We start from the raw sequence: 19262 nt of genomic DNA, 5'->3' as shown, positions 1-19262 counted from the left end.
TATAAATATGGCTAATTAAATTCGCCTTTACCTTTAACACATGCCAAGTGTATAGCCTTGCAACAATAAAGACGTTTTCAAACATCTTCATAATGCTAATTGGCATAATAACTTTTTTAATTTAAAAACACCTAAATAGTTGGTATCTAAATATGACAGCAGTTGAACTTATAAATAAAATAGATGAAATTAAAGAACATGATATTTTCGGCTACTGGAAAGCCATTGAATATGAGGCTGAAGAGATCCCTCTTGTTCAAACAATCAGAGCTTACGATAAAAGTAATACATACATTAGCCTGCTTACAATAGTGTTTACTGACGATAACTTAAAAGTTATAAAACTCTCTTTTGTATTTTCAGGCACTTGGCGCTTTAAAGATAAAACAATCGTTACCCTACTGGATGAGTTCAAAATTGAAGATAAAGACACCAAAAAATATCTAAGTGATAATCAAGATGTCATGGCACATCTCACTGAACAGTTATCAAGCCGATTAAATAGTGAGCAAATACATAAAATTATTGATTTGACCAAAAGCACTCTACAAACAGAATGTGAGGGGGAGTTGACTGTACTACAAAGACAAGAGTGATAGGTTACAAAGCTGAGTTCTAAAGCCTTAAACTGCAATAGTGCAAGCAGATATAGACTTTGTAGCGACCATTTTTACGCACTTGCACTAAATACCGACAAGTGCATTAAGCACTTTTCGATTTATGTATAAAACAGGGCGATAGTTTTAGCTAATCTAACACACCATCGTTTTTCAATATTTGCCAAGTTCGTTGGCAATAGCGACCAGCAAAAAATTGATGTAGAGCTTGCTTAAATACAAGATTGTCTGGGTGGGTTAACGCAAACAAAGTCATGCACGAGTGAAATTTAACCGTATCGTGATCAAAAATATCAGCAGCGGTTAAGTTTTTATGGTTACAACACACTTGGGTAAGCTCTAATAGTCGCTTGCCAAGTATCGGGTGGGCCAAATATTCCCTTGCGTGCTCTCCATCTTCTAGTGCGAACTTTTGCGCTATTTCGCTTTGGCCTAACCCTTCTAGTTGCGGAAAGACAAACCACATCCAATGGCTTTTCTTTTTACCTGCAGTTAGCTCTTGTAGAGCTACACTATAGAATTTGGCTTGTGCTTGTTCAAAACAATTGAATGTCATTCAGGTAAACCTCGAATTACGAACGAAAATCACTAGATCTATAACGAAAACTTCGTTTAGGCTTATTCCGGCTAGAAGGCATGTAATAGTTGCATCTTGGGGTACACATATTAATCAATATCTCGTGCCACTCGAAAATTAAGCAATCCACCCATAATAGGAGATAAATACAATCTATCCATAACTGTGATTCCTTTATATTCTGATTCAAACCCACACTCAATAGCAGCGTCAAAGTCAGACATAAGGAAATTTGCTCCCACGCCGCTCAAATAAGGTTTACCGCAAAACTTGGAATACTCAGGAGTAAGACTTAAATGATCAATGACGGAATCAAATGATACAGAAGAGTCCTGCGACCATTGTTCAATTAAGCATTTAGCTTTCACTGTCCGATCATGGTGTTTTTGGCAAACCCGAGTATCAAACTTTGTCAGCTTCGCAAATTCACCTGTCGTTAAAAGCCTATAAGAATAACCTGTGTTTTTACTTAACCAATTTATATAGATTTCAGCCTCAGAGAACGCAACATTAACTGGAGTAGCGAAATCTGTACGGTTTTTAAATAATGAACTTAGTTTCTCAGCACTAGAGCGAAAGTGTTCATGTTGAAACATTTGATTCATTTGAGTAGAACTAACTTTGGGAGAACAAACTCCGCCATCAACACATAATTGCCAATCATCAATTGTAATCTCCGTTTTTGAAACTTCGATCATTTTAATAGATTTATCATTAAAATCGCATGCCTTTCCTGAATAACATTCAGGGTGAGCTATAGGAGATGGTAATTTAACAACATCCATAAATGAACTTCGTGAAAATTCAGATTGCACAAGACGAAAGCCAAAACTAAAGTGAGCACCTTTCATACCACCACGAGAAGCTGAACGCAGATGTTCAGCTTGATAATTCCATGCACCACCACGATAAACACGACGATTACAATCTCCAGTTATCCAAGAGCTACCATCACCTACAGGAGTGTTGCGGTAAGAATCATTCCAGCAATCTTGAGTCCATTCCCATACATTGCCATGCATATCATATAAACCAAATGAATTTGGACTATAACTTTTTACAGGCAAGGTACCTTTGAATTCACCATTCTGGTTTTTATCATCGCAATTAGAGTCTTTTCCACCATCATACCTAGCTTTACTACACTCGATGCTATTACCCCAACTGTACTTTGAATCTGTGCCAGCTCTAGCTGCGTATTCCCATTCGGCTTCACTCGGCAGTCTAAATTTTTGACCTGTTTGTTTATTTAACCAAGGTATAAAACTTTCAGTGATGTCCTCCCAACTAATGTTAATGACTGGACGCTCCCCTTTGCCCCAGCCCCTATCCCCTCTAAATTTAATTTTACCATTGTCTGCACACATATTGGCATTAATGCACTGCTGATATAAATTCCAAGTAACTTCATTTTCCATCATATAGAACGCTTTTAACTTCACTTTATGAACTGGAAGCTCATTATCTTTGCACCCCTTACCGCTTACACATCCCATCATAAATGTACCTGCGTGAATGTATTTCATAGTAAAACTAGTATTTCCGACGGGGTAGGTTTTATCTTGAGGAGTAGAGCGTGAATTAGTAAGGAGATTAGTTAGTTCAATTCTTGGCGGCTCATTGTCTATCGCTTCCAGCTGAATGGTTAAGGCTGAATTAGGCCAGTTGATTGTCTGAGTTTTTGTGTGATAACCCTCTGCTTTAATCGTTAACTCATAGCGCCCTTCTGCTAGCGGTTGGTCTTTGGAAATTGTTACAACTCTCTTTTCAACTTGATAGGTGACTTTTGAAGACTCAGGAAAGACTTTCACATTAAAGTCATAATATCTTGGCGTAATATATAGCTCATCGTCTTTGAGTATTTCGTTGGCTGGACTGTATAACTGATAAGCTTGCTCTTTAGCTGTTTCTGCTGTGCACCTAAAGTGTAAATTTCCTTGAGCTTGCTGTTGTTGATTTTTTTTAAAATCACATGACGCATCGGTTAACACTAATCGGTAATCGCCAGGCTCAAACGCCTCTTTTTGCCTAAACCAAACACTACCTTCAATGTTACGAGTAAGAGAGGCTTTTACCTCAGGGCCGTTATTAGAAAACGGAGACCAATAGGTTACCCCTGTGATGATGGCGATGAGCAAGACTAACATCAGAGTGGTTGATAGCAGTTTCGATTCTGATGCGTCTTTCCACTGTTTTTGCCAGTAAGGTTGTGTCGACTTTTGATTGTTGTTTAACAGCCTTAATTGCTCAGTGGTTTGCTTTGCGGTTTGATTAAACGTTTTGCATTGCTCAATAAATTGCTGATATTCAGTAATAAGCGCTTTGATGCGCTGCTCTGATTCTAATCGTTCGGTGATACTGGCAATTAAGTGCGCTTTATTAGTGATTAAGCCAGTTTCTGGGCTCAGTTGCTTTTGTGCATCTGTTACTTGTTGTTTGAGTCGGGTAACAAACTGATGAAGTTCAGTCAGTATCTTATTTTGTTTTTCATTGACGTTTTTAGCTTCTGAGAACTTTTCCGTGAGTATCTCAACGCCTTTACTTAGCAAGTTAATAATGTCTTCCGACTGAGTTATTTCAACACTAAGTTCTTCATCTGGCCATTGGCTATGTTGCTCAATTTGACCAATCATCTGCTCGCCTATACCAGCCAATAAGTCATTAAATGCTTCTACTTCGTCGTCAACCTGTGATTTGAGTTTGAGATAGTCCGACTGTTTAACCTTCGGTGGGGTTGTCAGGCTAGGGATGGACGTACTTTCACCTTGTTTAAGCTGGTTAAGCGTGTGCCTAAGCCCTCTAATGTGTGACTCTGCTGTGCTGTCTTGCCCTTGAAGCGTCTTAATGTGCTTTGTAATGTTGGCTTCTATGCTGTCATAGCTGAGCAAGGTGTTAAGTTTATCTTGCCCAATCAGCCCGGCTGTTTTTAATACCTGGAGTTGTGTGTTCGGTGCCAGTAGTGATTGCTGTAATTGCTGATAGTCTTTAATCGTTTGTTGTATACCTGTTTGATATTCAAACCAGCCATCAATGTTTTGTTGTAGTGGTCTTAATTCATCTCGCGCTTGAATGTCTTGTATAAACGCTTGCTTAAGTGCACTGAAAAAAATGGTGAAGTCGTTATGGCGTGCGTTTTTATCGTCGCTAATCGCTTTAGTCAGCACTTGTGATAACGTTGAGGGTAAATTCTCGTTAAATTCTTCAATAAGCTCAGCCGAAGGACCATGACTTGGCGAGCGACCCGTCAGTAAAAAGTAAAATACACAGGCTAAGGAGAATTGGTCAGTACGCGTGTCCGCTTCAGATTCCTCTATAATCTCTGGGGCGCGATATTTTACAGTACCTTCGCCCAAGCGGCTTGGCGTTTCAGCCTTTAAATCCGAGGCAAAACCAAAGTCGATAATATGCACGCCTCCGCGCAGGTCTTGCATTAAGTTATTCGGGGAGATATCTCGGTGAACTATGTCTGTAAGGGTTAATTCATCAAAGGCCTGAGCAATGGCCGGTAATAACGCATGGGTTTTATCAAAGCGGTCTGATTGTGCCCACGCTTTACTTAGATGCGTAAAGCTGTCTCCTGTTATATACGGCAGTACAATAAACGCTTTGTTGGGGATGGTTTCCTGTAATTTTTTACCCGTTCGTTCATCAACACCAGGAATAAAACAGGTGTCTGCCGGCACCGCACAATGTACTGACGGTAAGCTTTTACTGAGGGGATAGCGGTGCTGAATCGTTTCTAATATCTGAAACTCATTGTCATGATAGGTTAATAAATGTGGGCGGTTTCGGGTAAACTTCATCACAAAGCGATGATGCTGCAATAAGTCTTCTTTATTTTTTTGACTGTTCTTTAAGCGTGCCTGCAATAGCCCTTCATCAATCGCTAACCACACCTCACTGCCATCATCACTTTTTGACAGCGCTCGCTCCAAAATAAAGTAATAGTCATCGGTGATTAACTTTATATCTTTATCATTCCCTTTAAATGAGCTACCGACCACGATATATCCCTTTATTTTTATTATTTATTAAGCACCGCTTTAACGACTGGTTTAGCTAACGCTTTGAACAACTTATTACAAAATGTAACAGCAAATCAGATTAGCAAAGCCAATAACCCCGCGCAAGCTGATATTAATGAAAAACACACGACTATTTTGTTTTCCGCCCAACCTCGTTTTTCAAAATGATGATGAATGGGTGCTCGTAAGAAAACACGTCGCCCTTTGCACTTAAAAACCGATACTTGAATAATAACGGATAGTGCCTCTATCACGAACACTATACCTATTAAAGCTAGTATGAATGGTGAACTAGACATTAAGCTCAACATTGCAATAAAGCCGCCAAGCGCCAAACTCCCAGTGTCACCCATAAATAATATTGCTGGGTGACGATTAAATATTAAAAACCCTAAGCAACTCCCTAATACACAGGCTGTTATAACTATTAAACTCGAAAGCTCACTTTTAGCTAAATGATCAAACCAATGGCTATTGCTCACGCCTAGCATAGACATTAGAAATATAATTAACACAATGATGCAGATGCTTGTTGCTAGACCATCAATACCGTCTGTTAAGTTAACCGAATTACTGGTTCCCACAAGAATTAAAAGAGCAAATAAAGCGGAAAACAAAGTATTTACTTGGTACATAGGAACAATCAACATTGTTATTACACTGGCCAAAAAAAGTAGCCCCATTTTTGTTGATTTTCTTAACCCATATCCTTTACGTATTTTAAGGGCGTCGTCTATCAAACCTACGAAACTAAATAAAACAACGCTAATCACTAAATCAACAATTATAGAAGAGTGCTCATAACCAATAATCAGGCTCATTATTGACACAACACTAACAATTAATACACCACCTGATGTATAAGTACCCGCTTTATGAGCATGTAAATCAGCATTGTCCGTTTTTAACGTTTCACGCCAGCTTAACTTGGCAAGTAACTTGATAAATAACGGGCAAAGCACTACATAAATTACAAAGCTAATGAGTATTATCAATAGCGCTAAAAGAAAACTACTTTGCTCAGCCAACATAAATCAACCCTTTATTACAAATATGAGTATGTTTTATGCTGGGAAAAGTAAAAGGTTAAACCACTTAAGAATAATACTGCCTTAACGTGTGATCATATAGTACATATTCAGCTCACCACCTTTTAGCCAAAATTTTAGCTGCTGTGCATTAAAAGGGAGGTCGATTACTTGATGAATGTTTTTTTCACCTTTAACGTGAATGCCAAGTTGGTTAGTAGTTAATTCAGACAAAACTACAGATAATCTTTTGCTTTTCCCTAAGTTTGAAAGTGGTAATTGCTGTCCTACATCTTTGATAGCTAGACTTGTTACCCCTTCTTCATTTCGAATAAACTGAATAGAGACAATATGTTTTTTTTCATGATCTGAAAGTATGATGGAAAAACGTGGCTGTTTGCTTTCAGATTTCTTTCCAAAGTCAAACAGCATGCTAACCTCGTTAGTATTACTATTTAATGGCTGAGTTATTGAAGATATGTCGTCATTATTAGCTTCTGCAATAAAAAATGAAGATGTAGTTTCTTCGCCATAAGCCAAGTTAATAAACAAAGCAAAAATAAAGGGGATGGCTCTTAATATATTGATTATATTACTCATATATATTCCGTATTAATGTTAGTTAAATGCTATAACGTATGTCGGTATCAATACCCAAAGCCAGCACTTCCAATTGACTGTCTCTAAAGATTAGCTTGTAATGACAATATCGATCTTCAGGGTTAATAACATCCTGACTTACGTGTTCTTGAAGCCAGTTTGAATTTAAAACTTGATAACACTCACCTACTTTCTCGTGCTCTGTTAATGTTTTGGCCATTTGCCACTTATAAGCAACATAATCACCTAACAAAATTTGTAGGAAAGGGTATAAGTTTTCATCTCTAAATATGACACGTATATCTGCACCATCAAGCTCTATATTAGGTTCACCTGCACTCTCAAAATTACATGGCAATTGAAATTGGATTAATTGTTCCATTTTTGATCTCTAGTTTTTATTAAGTTCGTTACAGTGTCGTGGTAGCGCTTAAGCACATTCAGCTAAATTAAAGTATCGCTTTATAACACCAATTCTCATATAGCCACACATTACATCGCTACTACCATCATCATGATGAGAATATCGACATAAAGCTGCCATAGACCGGTTTTACTTTTTAGGTACTGTTTTGAGTTAGCCATTTTTTACCTCCGATGCAGGCATCCAATGTAGATAGATAGTGGCCATCGCGTACGCGGTCATCCCCAAAAAACTTGGTCCGCACATAACCCATCGCACATATTCATCGTCTCCGCCTTTATTCATCAATGCCCATAAACTCGACATAATGCCAAAAACCGGTGCAATATCAGCCGCAAAGGCAACCCCTCTCAACCTAAATTCTGGTGTGACATAATTCACCTTAGCGCAATAGCCACCAAACCTATGCAGGCTAGTCACTAACCATTGATAGATTAAGTAGGACAAAATAATGACCAACGGATAACTTAAATAAAAGGTGAGTAACTTTGCCGTGACATAGCGACCATCACTTTTGGATTTAAGAAATCTCGGTACGAGTTCGTGTTCAATACCAAACTGTAACGAAAACATTTCTTTTTGAAAGATATACTCCTGAGAGACCCAGGAAAACAATGCAAATAACAAATATGCAGTTAGTGCAAATGCTATAATGATTGCCAACCAAGGGTTACCCTTACTTGCTCGACTTGAACTAGCGATATTCGCCACATTGATACTTTGCTTACCTTGTAACGGACTTTCTTTTCCAAACAACCTCATAGGTACTCCTAAATTTTGATTACCACCCACTGCTGGTTTTGGCCCCGCCGAGCTATTTCCGATACCTTTTGAAAAAGCAGATTGATTACTTTGATTATTTCTTAGCTTGTTTCCAGTCTGCGGATTTAGCCACGCAAATAACGTTAAAATCATTTCAACTCCACTAAATTAGTTTCCAGTGAGATATGTACTGGGATTTTCGTAATAACAACGAAAATAAGTTTAGGACTCTATCTTCTCGATATGACCCACTAACTTATAGCCTGCTTTATTTAACCCCTTTTCAAAACCATCATTAAATGCCTTTTCAAACGCATTATTCGCAGTGTCCTTGATTGCACCCTCCATAAGTGATGATACGTATTCGTTTGACTCTCGAACCATCAGCTCAAATGCAGCTTGATTTTTTTCTATTGTTGTTCCTGTTGTTTTAAGCTCTTCTAATTGAGGTTTATTCATACTGTTTACTTTTGCTAAAGCTGCTTTCATTGCTGCAAATTCACGATTGCCTTCCTTTAAAGTATTAAGAAGTTTTTGAGAAAACATATTTTGTTATTCCTTAAATTTAATTGATTGGGTTCAGAATTATTTATGCTGGGAAAATTACACTTCCGAATTTATGATGTATAAAAAATTATACCTTTTCGATATGGCCCACTAATTTATAACCAGCTTTACTTAGCGCTTCTTCGAATGCAGAATTTGCTGTTTCTTCAACCATATCCCGCATTTGTTTTTTTATGTTTTCTCGAAATCCAATAAGATTATGCTCGGCTTGGGCAAGTCTCTTCTCATTATCATTTCCGACTAAAATCAGGTTTTCTAATTGTTCACTATTCAAACGTTTCACTTTTTTCAAAAGTAAAACAAAGGTCTCATTATGTTGTTGAGCAACTTCTTTTAGTTTTGCACGTAAATTCATAATTTTTCCCTTTGCGTTTCATTATTTATATTCAACAAGGTTTATGCTGGGATTTTCAAGAAATGAACTAACAGAGGTAATAAGCGAAAAAATAAAATAATGATAAGACGAATGGTTAACTGCACATTTGAAAAACACCGAAACAAGGAATATAAAAATCCCAGCATGTTACTGGCTGTGAAATTTATTTTAATCTTTTGGAGAAAAACACAATGGGTATTTTATCATTTTATAAACAGAAAGCATCTATAGATATAGATGTAATAAGCACACAGTCTACTTGCCTACTTACAACTTACTATGGCCCATATTTTGCCAATCTTGAAATAGCATCCAAATACCATGAAGCTTTTGCAGATGTGATATTCGACAAAATGTTCATCACAAAAGAAGACCATGATGCCAAAGACAGTCATTTAATCGTTGACCAAAAAAACACTTACATAAGAGAATCTATCGTTGATGGCGTTTTCCACCTAGAATTAATGATGCCCACATCATGTAACAGCAAAAATAGAGAAAGAATAGAGAAAGAATACTTACCAAACTTCAAGGATGTATTGCTAAAACAACTAAACAAAGCACAAGAAGAAATACAAGATGTTAAATTCTCTATCGCAGATGATGATTTTATTGAAGATGGCAATATCGCGATAAAGTTTGGAAGTAATTCACGTTCAGGCACCAAAACAATAATGAGAGTTCTTAGTGCTGAGGTTGAAATTGCAGATATTACTATCGCAGATTCTGATAAAGAAAGACCTGATATTTATATTGATAGATTTGTTCTAGAAAAAGCAAACATTCCTGTCGCTAGTGCCGAAATTGGTAGTGATTATATATTAATATCACCACCAAACATTCAATTTAACGGTGAAGAAAATTATTGTCCTATTGTTACAGTACCAAGCGGATGGAGTTTCACTTGGGATAAAGATCGTATAACTGTATATTTTAATAATTCTGGCATTAAAGAAGAGTTCAGCTTGACTATAGAAGTTGACCTAAAATTACTAGTCGAGAACAGTAAGCATGACATCAAAAACTCTTACTCTAGTGACGATAAAGTGATTCACAGTGAACAACCAATAGATCACATTCAAGAAGCTACACAACAAGCACACTACCAGAGTGAGTTCTCACCTCTTAAGACTATTTCCAATCAAGTTGATGAAAAGCATACTTGTTTTGATGATGAATTTGCTCCTCTTATGACTAAACGTATTCAAGAACCTTCAACTTGTAATATTAAATTATCATCTTTGGTCATTTTTGGTGACTATTTGAATCTATATGGTTTAGATGAGACGTGTGCAAAAGACTTACAAAAAGTTGATTGCAATCATGATGGTTTAAATCGGCTAGGTGTAAGTAAATTGGCTTTAATTAAAGAAGGGCCAGAAGTATGTGTCAAATCTAACAAAACTGTAAGTTTTGGACGTAATAACAAAGAGTTAAATAAAATTGAAAGCTATAAAGGGTTCGATCTCACTGGAAAACATGAACCGATTGCTCCGTACGGCTTTAGTCGAGAGCATTTACAGGTATTATTATCCAAAGATGGTGTTGTCGAAGTAACTCCAATTCCGGATAAGCCCTCATGTTATTTAATTGAGAAGACTGCTGTTACAGAGATCACAGAAAAAGTCAAAACAAAGTCAGGGACATTGATCTTGATAGGCTGCTTTATTTTCAAACTAACCGTTAAAAATGATTAAGAGTGAGGGAAATAAATGCCAAATCCCAATTTAACGTCCCAAGTTTCTATTAACTTTTACGAATTGTTTTCAGATAAATCGTCTGACGCCTTAACAAGTTTATTAATGGAAAAACTTAAAATCCTAAAGCCCTATACGAAAGTGATCGTTATACTTCCAAGAGGCATCTGGCATAAATACGTTTTGCGAAAAAATAACAGTATTAATATTAAAGAAAAATTTAATTACTTGGTAATACCAAGACTGAGGCTTTTCTTTGGCCAGGCTAATATTGAGTTAATGTTTAGTCATTATAATCAAGATGATGATGCAAACATTATCTGGGGAGAAGGGTATAGCTGCTCAGGAAAGTATAGTCTTTTCATTCAAAACCAAAAAGTTGCTAGCTTTGATAATTATTGTATTGTCGATTCACAACTTATTAGTGGTTTTGGAATTTGTCATTCGACAAAATTTGAACTCCTTGTTAAAGATGGTGAAATTGAATTGCTAAAAGGTCATGACGACTACTCAGTAAATGGCTTATCATTAATTGCAAGCGAATCAACTAACTCTTTACACTTTAGTTTACGAAAGGACACATAATGCAGTTAACTGTTCAAATACCAAACGGCAACATAGCGCTTGATAAAGCGGTAGACTTTCCGATTAAGTGCCTATTAACTTGCTCTGAAGCTATTAACGATATTTCTGTGCAATTAAAAAATGAGTTAGGTGAAGTTAATCAACTTACGCCGCCAAGTTTTCCAAGTAATGAACTGACCTTTTTAGGCCAAATACATAAGCCTAGTGGAAAAAGCGCTTTAATTAATGAAATTGTAATAAAAACCCCTAATATTATTTATACATCATACCTAACACTTAATTGGCAAGAAAATTCTTTAATTATTGAAGCTGATACTATAGTCGGTGGTTCAATTAAAGGGACTGCCCACATAAAGGCCAGGACATATGTTTACGATAAAATAGAGTTAACCGAAGAAAACCAGCACACTTTTTATCAAACAGAGCCTTTACCATTAAAAGAGCACACGCCCGAAATATTGGTTGATAAACCATTGTATCTGCGAATGAAAGCCGGTGAAAACGAACAAACCATTCAAGCATTTAGAAGCAAAGTTTCTTTTGGACGAGGTGATAAAAACCCTATACGAGACCCCGACGTTAGATTGTTTCAATCACTCTTTGAACGCTACAGTGAAGGAGAGATAATTGATCGTGACTTTACTACATTAGTCGAATCTAAGGTCGTCTCTCGCAGTATTTTTGAATTAAGGTTTAACAATAAAAACCAGTTGGTATACAACCATCTTGCACAAACTACGGTACCTGTATTACCAAAAGTTAACGAACAACTTTTTAACAGCATAGATAGTTATCAATATACAAATGATTTTGGCTATGAATCTCACTCCATAACATTAGATTATGTCGCTGAACTGAAAGATGGAACGAAGATCGCCAAATTATTTTTTGAAGACACCAAATTGGGCTTTTCTATAAAATATATAGAAGGCGCTTATGCATTAGTCTACAGTGAACAATTACCGCACATCGGCCATGTTTATTTATTTAACCCAAACTATGCCCATATAGATAGGGCAAAAGTGCCACTAGAGCACAATACCAACATTCGATTACAAAGTAACAATAAACAATGGTTTATTGGGCCTCAAAAAGACATGCAACTGATAAACGCAAAACCAGGCAGCTTAATAAGTCTATAGTAAGAACTATTGAAGCGTATTTGTTCGACTAGATCTGAGCAGCTGACTAACCATGCCAGAAATTAGAAAACGGCCTTGAATCGATTTATGATTGAATTCGAAGACCATATATCAGGCTATATTTAATAGTGGTACTTACACAGATATTGTTACAGGGTCATTTAACTCCATTCTAATCTAGCAAGGTTATCATCAAAATGTGAACCACTAGAACACGTTTAGATTGCTACCGGTTTATACCCCCATAAACTAATCGTTGTGTCTTTTTCATGCTTTTTATTTTGAACAGGTAAATTTACTTGCTTAATACTAGCGACAAGATCTGGTGTAATATCTCTATGTTCTATAGGTGTTTGTAACTTTTCAAGCAGCTCGCTTGGCAATAAATTTTTATCAAAAAGCCAAAAACCCAAACCAAAACTTAGTTTAATTCTTACGTGAGCTCCATTGTTGAATACTAAGCCTATTTCTCTGTCATGTATTTTATTTTTTATTGAAACTGAACAGTGCCCATTTGGCTTTGACAATTGCTCTAATAACTTATTTCTTCCAAATGGTTGTGCCATATTCGCCATTGTTTGTTTTTTAAAACCAAAGATGAGGTGAGTCTCAGAATATGCTTTATTGAAGCAACTAAACTGTTTAAGCCTTTTTAATGTTTGATGCAATAAAATAATTTCATCAATAGAATAACAATAATTCTCTTCGTAGCGCACATAATGCAATGTTTCATTATTCAATAAATATTCTAATTCACTAGAAGTACTCGTTAATTTTTCCCAAAAATATTCACCAAATTCATCGCTCTGACAAATAACATCATTTGTATTTTCAATTGTAATAATCTCAGAGAAACGTTGAAGTATTTCAGAAGATTTAAACTCAGCTTGTTCTTCTTTCTCTGATGACTTGTCAGAATTATCTGTATCTTGATTTTCATTTTGTTGTTTCAGTGATGCAAAGTGTGCTGTAGATTTTTTATGAAGTGCAAGTGCATGGTCAATATTTATTACGGCTCTTTTATTTGTAACCCCATCTAGTTTGGTACCTTCTTCTTCTAATTCAACTGCCCCTTTTATTTCAACCACGGCGACTTCGGTCTTTCCCTGAATTTGAGCAACCTCAGCTTTAGTTCCTATTTTGATTTCCCCTTCTTTAACCAACCATTCCTCTTCTAGTGCTTCTAGTTCTGCTTTAGCCTCTTCTTTTCGAATGACTGTTCTCTTTTTGATCTCTTTTAACTCAAGCTTTAAACTATTATCAGATTTTACCAACGCTGTTTCAGTGGTTTTATTGTCTACATGCTGCTCAGTTAAGTTTTCTTCGGTTGATTGGTACGTGAGTATGTCTCGCTGGTGAGTCGCTTTCATTTTATCCTCTCTGAGGCGTTTAAGCACTAAGTCGACTTCTACCTCTGCGCTCATTGTCACTGATATGATATCAATGCCTTTATCGCCCAGAATATTTTGGCATCTTGCATGAATGTCGGTTTGGCACCGCGCAAAGTCGATAGATTCAGCATTGAGTGCAGCAAGGACATTTTTCAGTCGCTCCTTTGCTGAACCCTCAATGCTATCTGCCACTTCATCAAGTAATATGCTTTCTCTGCCTTGATTTTGCGTAATAAAGAACTCAGGTTGCAAAACCTTAATTTCTACTGTTGTTTTAACTCGGTATTTTTCACCATTAAAAGGTACAAACCATTCAAATTTAATTGGCAGCGACAGCGTATTCAAATAGTAAACAAAACCGTTTTCTTCTTTACCAAAAAACCACTTTCGCCAATTATTTTTAGCCGCAATTTCTTCAAGCTCTTCTACTATTTCCCAGCCATTACCATCATTTTTATTACTATACAGGTTAAAGCCAGGGAAAGGAGTAATTCTCTTGCGTTCGGATATTTTGTAGCGCTTTAATAAAACCAAATTTTTATCCCCTGGAGAAGCGATGCTTTCAAGCTGTTCTTCACTTTTAATGTTAGGTGACATACCGCACATGCGACAACTATCTCCACTGAAATAATTTTCGCAATCTTCACAAAAACTCGACTGGCTCATCTACTTTCCTTGAATGTTAAAATTAACAATAAAATCTGGCTTAAAGTTAGGGTTAAGTCTTGCTGGCTCTTCTACTATATTCCCGTTTGAATTTTTACGTTTATGGGCAATATAACCACGTGGATTACACAGAATTCGCGTATCGACAACGGTTTTATCTATTGATTGATGAATATGCCCATGAACCCATGCTAAAGGTTTCAATTTTGAGATAACTGAGCTTAAGTCACTTTGATATGCACTTGGTAAATCCAGAGACAGCTCATGATGTTCAACTGGCGCATGGTGGGTAATAACTACGCAGTTCTTAGCACTTGAATTTTCGAGCTGTTCAGTAATATAAAGTAAATCACTGTAGTGTTCATCGTAGACATTTTGGGGTGTTATTTTGTAATGTTTTTCATCTGGTGGTGGCTTGGGTGGCGCAATAACATCATAATCTGACATTTTGATTTTTGCTTTTGCCATCTCGTCTTTATTTTTATTATCAAAGTCGGTCCACAAAGTAGCACCAATAAAGGTGATTCCTTGATATTCAAAAGCACTTCTATCTAAAAGATGAATATTACTATAAGCAGGCGCCTCTAATCTTTGAGATAAGCTCTCTTTAAGGTTTCCAAAATTAGATGAATAATAATATTCATGGTTACCATTCACAAATAATATAGGTTTATTATAGCTATTTAGCTCTTCTAAGTAGTCTAATAAACGACAATAAAGCTCAGGAACAAACTTATTCGTTTCATGATGTCTATCGCCTGCTGTAGAAATATCTCCTGCTAATATAATTAAATCAAAACTAGTTGCTGGTGGTCTCAAAGGCAGTGACCCCCCTGGCTTTCTAACTCCGGCCCATGGCTCATACTCCAAATGCAAATCAGACATAATTAGCGCTCTAACACCGCCTTTAGAAACTATATTATTGTTCACAACTCATTCCTTGTAGTTTTATTATTCGCTCGCAAACATCTTGCGCATTCAGTCGTATGGAATCATCTAAGATTAACATATCTTTAATCAGTTGAAATATTGAAATCAAAGCAGCTTTTTCAATAGGCAAAAACGAGCGAGAAAGTATGCCAGCTAATAAGTTATCTAACTCAGCAAAACTTAATACAAACGGCGAAGACCAATTTTCAGGTGGAAGCTGCTCTCGCTGATATGTCAGAATATATTTCTCCTCATTATTACCCAACCTAATACCATTAAAAAGCAATAAATTACAATAAAACATTTGATAAAAACAAATACCGAGTGCCAACACTTCTGTTTTAAAATTAATTTTATTCTCGATCATTTCGGGGCTTCGATAAGTAACATATTCAATGTTTTCTGTGGGAGTAATTTGTTTATTAAGCAAGCCAAAGTCAATAAAAGATAATCCGTTACTGGTGAATAACAAATTATCTAACTTAATATCACCATGATACAAACTTTGATCATGAAGCCAAGACAGCGCTTGTGTTAGATTTAACATACTGACCAATAATAAGTTTACCGGTAACATTGACGTTAAATGACTTTTATTTGTCCCTCTTGGGTAAACTATTATCCATTTGTCTTGAAATGTTCCAAAATCTATCGGCAAACAAATACCTTGGGGTGGCTTAAGTGCTTTTAATTCTTTTGTATTGTTTAACTCTTGTAGCCAATCTTTTTCAGAGTCAAAAACCTTTAATGCCACTAGTTGATTATCTAATGAAATAGCAGAGTAAACATCGCCAAAGCTTCCTCCCCCTAACCTTTCCCAATTATTTATCTGAGGTGAAAGCCAATATTCAAATGTATTGAGTCGCACTTTACTATTATTAACAGAGCCTTTGTCACCTAATGCGCTAAAGGCAACTATGCTATAACTTCGCTGCGAAAAAAATATGCTGTCTAATGCGTTTTCAGTGCTGCCATCAACACATTGCAATAGCTTTCCTTGCTCCTTACCGGTAAGTTGCATAACCAACCTCGCACCTTCATTATTTTTGGATTTCATTACCTTGTAATCATTGTTTCGACCTTTAATAATCATTTTTCGCGCTCCAGGTAAATACTTGATACAAAACCAGACTGACCATCAACTGTTGCGTTCAACCAATTATTGTCGTTTGAATTTAAATCAACCATCACAGTCTTACCAATAGGCAATAAAACAATCGAGTCACAGTACGTGGTTTTGCACGTTCTAAGGTTTAGGGCTTTGACTTTAACTTGCATCGCAACCCAATTTTCAGGCTTAGATATTGATATTTCGTTAGGAGCCTTTTCTGCTGGCACGATATCATGATGCTTTAATAAATAGTGTCCACCTAGGTATATTAAGTAAGCTATAACAAGCAATGCGATAATTTGTATAACACCTATTTGCTTGCGCCACTTAAATGGTAAGAGTTGAAAGCCAACAAATACCAACATTAACGATGCAAACAAACCACCCCACTGCAAAACGGTTGTTGGTAATAAAAATGATTGAAATAAACTCATGACATAACCCTTACTTGTTGTTTTTGCAGCATTGTAAATGTGACTATGGTTGGTATAACAAACGTTAATAAATGGCTGTTAGCAATGCTAAGAAACGCCAAGGGTTGCCCCATCAACGGTATAACACCTAAATTTGAGCCAATATTTATAATGATATGAGCTAATAATGCTGCACTCATTAAGGTACAAAAAATGGCAAGTTGAATAACTTCTTGCTTCACAATTAATAAACCTGTGAATTTAATTGATAGTAAAATCACTTGGCAGGATGTTAAAAATAAATAACTTGCCAACCCAACAAACATACCAACAAAAAATGTACTAAATAACCAGCCTGTACGCACAATCAGGTGGGTTAATGATAAATCATCTTGAATGGCTGGCACTGCAACTCGTTTATTCCAATTAGAGATCCCTGACAATTGCTCTGTTACTTGAACACGCTTTGCTTCGTTGATTTGGTAGGCGTTAATATAGTTTTGCTCTGGATACTTTAATGACTTCCAGCGATCGACCGCTGGCAACAAAGACAGCTGATAAGTATCCATCGACAACTCATCAATTTGTTTGGCAACCCAATAATGGGTTGTGAATATGGCGGCACATGCAATAACAATTATAAAATAGCCGAATTGTCGCGATTGGGCCTTTTCTCTCGTCAGAAAAATAATGACTAAAACAACTGTAATAGCCAGTAACATGGCAGATAATATAATCACTGGTGAAAAGTCTTTAATGCTCGCTAAAAATAGCAACGCAAAGATAATAAATACCAATCCTGCTACAAATAATTTTATCAACTGAGGAAGTAACCCTTTACCATGGTATAAAGATAAACTGCCGATAAAAATTGCTGCCACTAACGCCATTACCAGTTTAATCATCTCTGTAGGGTTAACAAAATTAGGGATGCCCGTTTCACTGCCAGAGAAAAATTGGTTAAGCAACAACAGGCAGTAAACTAAAACTAAGCCATATTTAACCACTAGCCAAAACCAATGATTATTTTTTATCACCGCTAATATCTGTTGAAAACAGTCTATGTTCAGCCCTTTGACCAGCCCAACAACAAAACAAAATACACTTAAAATTACAATTTGCTGTTGCGCTTTAATCAGTAGGGTATCTATCGGGGCATTGACCCCTAAAAGTAATTGACTAAAAACACCAACCAAAACAACAAATGCCAAAGCATAATGCCACCATCGCTCTAGCAACAAACTCATTGCAACCACAAGTAGACCAACCTGCCACTCAAGAGGAAGAGCCATCATGTCAAGTTGATGTAATGAGATAATACAGAGACCTAAAATACTGAAAAAATATAGGTTTAAGCCGGTTGGCTGATAACGATTAAAGCGGAACACCTTTTTCCAATACAACGCAGCTATAAGCATACAAGCAGAAAAGAGCAAGAGTGCTTGGGAAATACCGTTAAATTTTGGAGATTGCCCTAATACAGCGGTCCATTTTTCTGTCGTTAATTCTGGCGAAGTTAGGCGTTGTGGCTTTTTGCTTTCAACCTCAACTAAATACTGCGCTTCATTATCAACATTTCGTGTTATTTTATATTCCGTTCGCCCCGCAATAAACTCGCCTGAAGTATTAATTGCGTATGACGACAAACTCTTCCACTCACCACCTAGTTCTTTTATAAACAAAGATTCAGGGGTAGATGAGTGTAAAACAAAGTGTTGTTTTATTAAGCTAATGGTTCCATTGATGTATGGTGATTCAGATATAGCTAAGCGCGTTTTACACAGAACATCGCCACCAATAGCCAGTTGAGACAAGGCATTAGGTTTTAATTTCAATAACCAGGTAATTAATGATTGCTCCAAGCTGCCTGACAAATAAGGTAAATCTCGACAATATTCAAACGAAAGGGCTTCAGGCTCTACTTGAGCTAAACCATTAATATTGTAAACAAATGATTTTTCGCCGTAAGCTATTTCAAGACCATTCATCACAGGTTTCAATTTAAGAAGTGAATCACCAAAGAGCAACTCCGTGGCATTGTTAATCACTATGCCGCTCGCATTAACTGTTTTACCTTGAAATTTTACCAACAACTTCCGAGTAGAGGATACGTCCTTTAATTTAATTTCTTCGCCTTTGTCTTCTATTCTAATATGTTTAGTAGACATTTGAGGGGAGTGAAGCTCTTTTTCTCCAACTACTTGCGCCTTTGCACCAAGCACTACTTGCTCTAATTGATATACCTGCGGTAGCTGATAAAAAACAAAGCCAAACGCTACTATAGCCAATAAAAAAAAGGCAATTCGATAAGGTAAAAAATTATTTTGCATTTTTATTTCCAAATATAACTA

General features: G+C 36.5%; 17 protein-coding genes. 4 read left to right on the top strand and 13 right to left on the bottom strand.

What is annotated here, in order from left to right; all coding sequences use genetic code 11:
• Nucleotides 1-152: 152 nt before the first annotated feature.
• Entirely contained in the window at nt 153-596 is a 444-nt protein-coding gene (locus RM573_RS12060; protein ID WP_311582203.1) for a hypothetical protein, read from the top strand.
• A 151-nt stretch (nt 597-747) separates the two neighbouring features.
• On the opposite strand, the gene RM573_RS12055 is transcribed toward RM573_RS12060, so the two are convergent.
• From RM573_RS12055 to RM573_RS12020, 8 genes are all read right to left on the bottom strand, one after another.
• Entirely contained in the window at nt 748-1173 is a 426-nt protein-coding gene (locus RM573_RS12055) for a DUF1810 domain-containing protein (RefSeq protein WP_311582200.1), read from the bottom strand.
• Between the two features lie 110 nt (nt 1174-1283).
• On the bottom strand, nt 1284-5198 hold the full coding sequence (locus RM573_RS12050) for an SUMF1/EgtB/PvdO family nonheme iron enzyme (RefSeq protein ID WP_311582198.1): 3915 nt from the start codon (nt 5196-5198) through the stop codon (nt 1284-1286).
• 95 nt (nt 5199-5293) lie between these two features.
• Entirely contained in the window at nt 5294-6250 is a 957-nt protein-coding gene (gene mraY, locus RM573_RS12045; RefSeq protein ID WP_311582196.1) for a phospho-N-acetylmuramoyl-pentapeptide-transferase, read from the bottom strand.
• A gap of 81 nt (nt 6251-6331) precedes the next feature.
• The gene (locus RM573_RS12040) at nt 6332-6847 is read right to left on the bottom strand and encodes a hypothetical protein (RefSeq protein ID WP_311582193.1); all 516 of its coding nucleotides are present in this window, start codon (nt 6845-6847) and stop codon (nt 6332-6334) included.
• Between the two features lie 22 nt (nt 6848-6869).
• Nucleotides 6870-7229, bottom strand: a complete 360-nt coding sequence (locus RM573_RS12035) for a hypothetical protein (RefSeq protein ID WP_311582188.1) — start codon at nt 7227-7229, stop codon at nt 6870-6872.
• Nucleotides 7230-7424: 195 nt separating this feature from the next.
• Nucleotides 7425-8186 carry a hypothetical protein gene (locus tag RM573_RS12030; protein WP_311582185.1) on the bottom strand — a complete coding sequence of 254 codons (762 nt, stop codon included), beginning with the start codon at nt 8184-8186 and terminating at the stop codon, nt 7425-7427.
• Nucleotides 8187-8255: 69 nt separating this feature from the next.
• Complete coding sequence (locus RM573_RS12025) at nt 8256-8579, bottom strand: hypothetical protein (RefSeq protein ID WP_311582181.1); 324 nt, start codon at nt 8577-8579, stop codon at nt 8256-8258.
• Nucleotides 8580-8667: 88 nt separating this feature from the next.
• Nucleotides 8668-8955 carry a hypothetical protein gene (locus RM573_RS12020; protein WP_311582177.1) on the bottom strand — a complete coding sequence of 96 codons (288 nt, stop codon included), beginning with the start codon at nt 8953-8955 and terminating at the stop codon, nt 8668-8670.
• A 212-nt stretch (nt 8956-9167) separates the two neighbouring features.
• Here RM573_RS12020 and RM573_RS12015 point away from each other — a divergent pair, with 212 nt between their 5' ends.
• From RM573_RS12015 to RM573_RS12005, 3 genes are read left to right on the top strand one after another with little or no spacing between them, the layout of a single operon-like run.
• On the top strand, nt 9168-10673 hold the full coding sequence (locus RM573_RS12015) for a hypothetical protein (protein ID WP_311582174.1): 1506 nt from the start codon (nt 9168-9170) through the stop codon (nt 10671-10673).
• A gap of 15 nt (nt 10674-10688) precedes the next feature.
• Nucleotides 10689-11258, top strand: coding sequence for a hypothetical protein (locus RM573_RS12010; protein ID WP_311582170.1), 570 nt, complete (start codon nt 10689-10691; stop codon nt 11256-11258).
• On the top strand, nt 11258-12400 hold the full coding sequence (locus tag RM573_RS12005; RefSeq protein ID WP_311582167.1) for a hypothetical protein: 1143 nt from the start codon (nt 11258-11260) through the stop codon (nt 12398-12400). The genes RM573_RS12010 and RM573_RS12005 overlap by 1 nt, the downstream gene beginning before the upstream one ends.
• Nucleotides 12401-12618: 218 nt before the next feature.
• On the opposite strand, the gene RM573_RS12000 is transcribed toward RM573_RS12005, so the two are convergent.
• Genes RM573_RS12000 through RM573_RS11980 form a run of 5 tightly spaced genes read right to left on the bottom strand, consistent with a single transcriptional unit; the run spans nt 12619 to nt 19241 of the window.
• Nucleotides 12619-14457, bottom strand: coding sequence for a hypothetical protein (locus RM573_RS12000; RefSeq protein ID WP_311582164.1), 1839 nt, complete (start codon nt 14455-14457; stop codon nt 12619-12621).
• Nucleotides 14458-15387: a metallophosphoesterase gene (locus RM573_RS11995; protein WP_311582161.1), complete on the bottom strand. Its 930-nt coding sequence runs from the start codon at nt 15385-15387 to the stop codon at nt 14458-14460.
• Nucleotides 15377-16480 carry a protein kinase family protein gene (locus tag RM573_RS11990; protein WP_311582158.1) on the bottom strand — a complete coding sequence of 368 codons (1104 nt, stop codon included), beginning with the start codon at nt 16478-16480 and terminating at the stop codon, nt 15377-15379. Before RM573_RS11990 ends, RM573_RS11995 begins: the two co-directional genes overlap by 11 nt.
• Nucleotides 16477-16932 (bottom strand): SH3 domain-containing protein, encoded by a 456-nt coding sequence (locus RM573_RS11985; RefSeq protein ID WP_311582155.1) that lies wholly within the window; start codon nt 16930-16932, stop codon nt 16477-16479. The genes RM573_RS11990 and RM573_RS11985 overlap by 4 nt, the downstream gene beginning before the upstream one ends.
• Nucleotides 16929-19241 (bottom strand): hypothetical protein, encoded by a 2313-nt coding sequence (locus tag RM573_RS11980; protein WP_311582152.1) that lies wholly within the window; start codon nt 19239-19241, stop codon nt 16929-16931. Before RM573_RS11980 ends, RM573_RS11985 begins: the two co-directional genes overlap by 4 nt.
• Nucleotides 19242-19262: the final 21 nt, after the last annotated feature.

It is taken from the genome of Thalassotalea castellviae (genome assembly GCF_031846185.1).
Classification (GTDB): domain Bacteria; phylum Pseudomonadota; class Gammaproteobacteria; order Enterobacterales; family Alteromonadaceae; genus Thalassotalea_H; species Thalassotalea_H castellviae.
Note: the sequence above shows the minus strand (reverse complement) of the source record. Positions and strands in the feature narration are given on the sequence as shown.

Coding starts and splice junctions, on each gene's coding strand:
- RM573_RS12060 (WP_311582203.1), top strand. CDS start 153: ATGACAGCAGTTGAACTTATAAATAAAATAGATGAAATTAAAGAACAT.
- RM573_RS12055 (WP_311582200.1), bottom strand. CDS start 1,173: ATGACATTCAATTGTTTTGAACAAGCACAAGCCAAATTCTATAGTGTA.
- mraY (WP_311582196.1), bottom strand. CDS start 6,250: ATGTTGGCTGAGCAAAGTAGTTTTCTTTTAGCGCTATTGATAATACTC.
- RM573_RS12040 (WP_311582193.1), bottom strand. CDS start 6,847: ATGAGTAATATAATCAATATATTAAGAGCCATCCCCTTTATTTTTGCT.
- RM573_RS12035 (WP_311582188.1), bottom strand. CDS start 7,229: ATGGAACAATTAATCCAATTTCAATTGCCATGTAATTTTGAGAGTGCA.
- RM573_RS12030 (WP_311582185.1), bottom strand. CDS start 8,186: ATGATTTTAACGTTATTTGCGTGGCTAAATCCGCAGACTGGAAACAAG.
- RM573_RS12025 (WP_311582181.1), bottom strand. CDS start 8,579: ATGTTTTCTCAAAAACTTCTTAATACTTTAAAGGAAGGCAATCGTGAA.
- RM573_RS12020 (WP_311582177.1), bottom strand. CDS start 8,955: ATGAATTTACGTGCAAAACTAAAAGAAGTTGCTCAACAACATAATGAG.
- RM573_RS12015 (WP_311582174.1), top strand. CDS start 9,168: ATGGGTATTTTATCATTTTATAAACAGAAAGCATCTATAGATATAGAT.
- RM573_RS12010 (WP_311582170.1), top strand. CDS start 10,689: ATGCCAAATCCCAATTTAACGTCCCAAGTTTCTATTAACTTTTACGAA.
- RM573_RS12005 (WP_311582167.1), top strand. CDS start 11,258: ATGCAGTTAACTGTTCAAATACCAAACGGCAACATAGCGCTTGATAAA.
- RM573_RS12000 (WP_311582164.1), bottom strand. CDS start 14,457: ATGAGCCAGTCGAGTTTTTGTGAAGATTGCGAAAATTATTTCAGTGGA.
- RM573_RS11990 (WP_311582158.1), bottom strand. CDS start 16,480: ATGATTATTAAAGGTCGAAACAATGATTACAAGGTAATGAAATCCAAA.
- RM573_RS11985 (WP_311582155.1), bottom strand. CDS start 16,932: ATGAGTTTATTTCAATCATTTTTATTACCAACAACCGTTTTGCAGTGG.
- RM573_RS11980 (WP_311582152.1), bottom strand. CDS start 19,241: ATGCAAAATAATTTTTTACCTTATCGAATTGCCTTTTTTTTATTGGCT.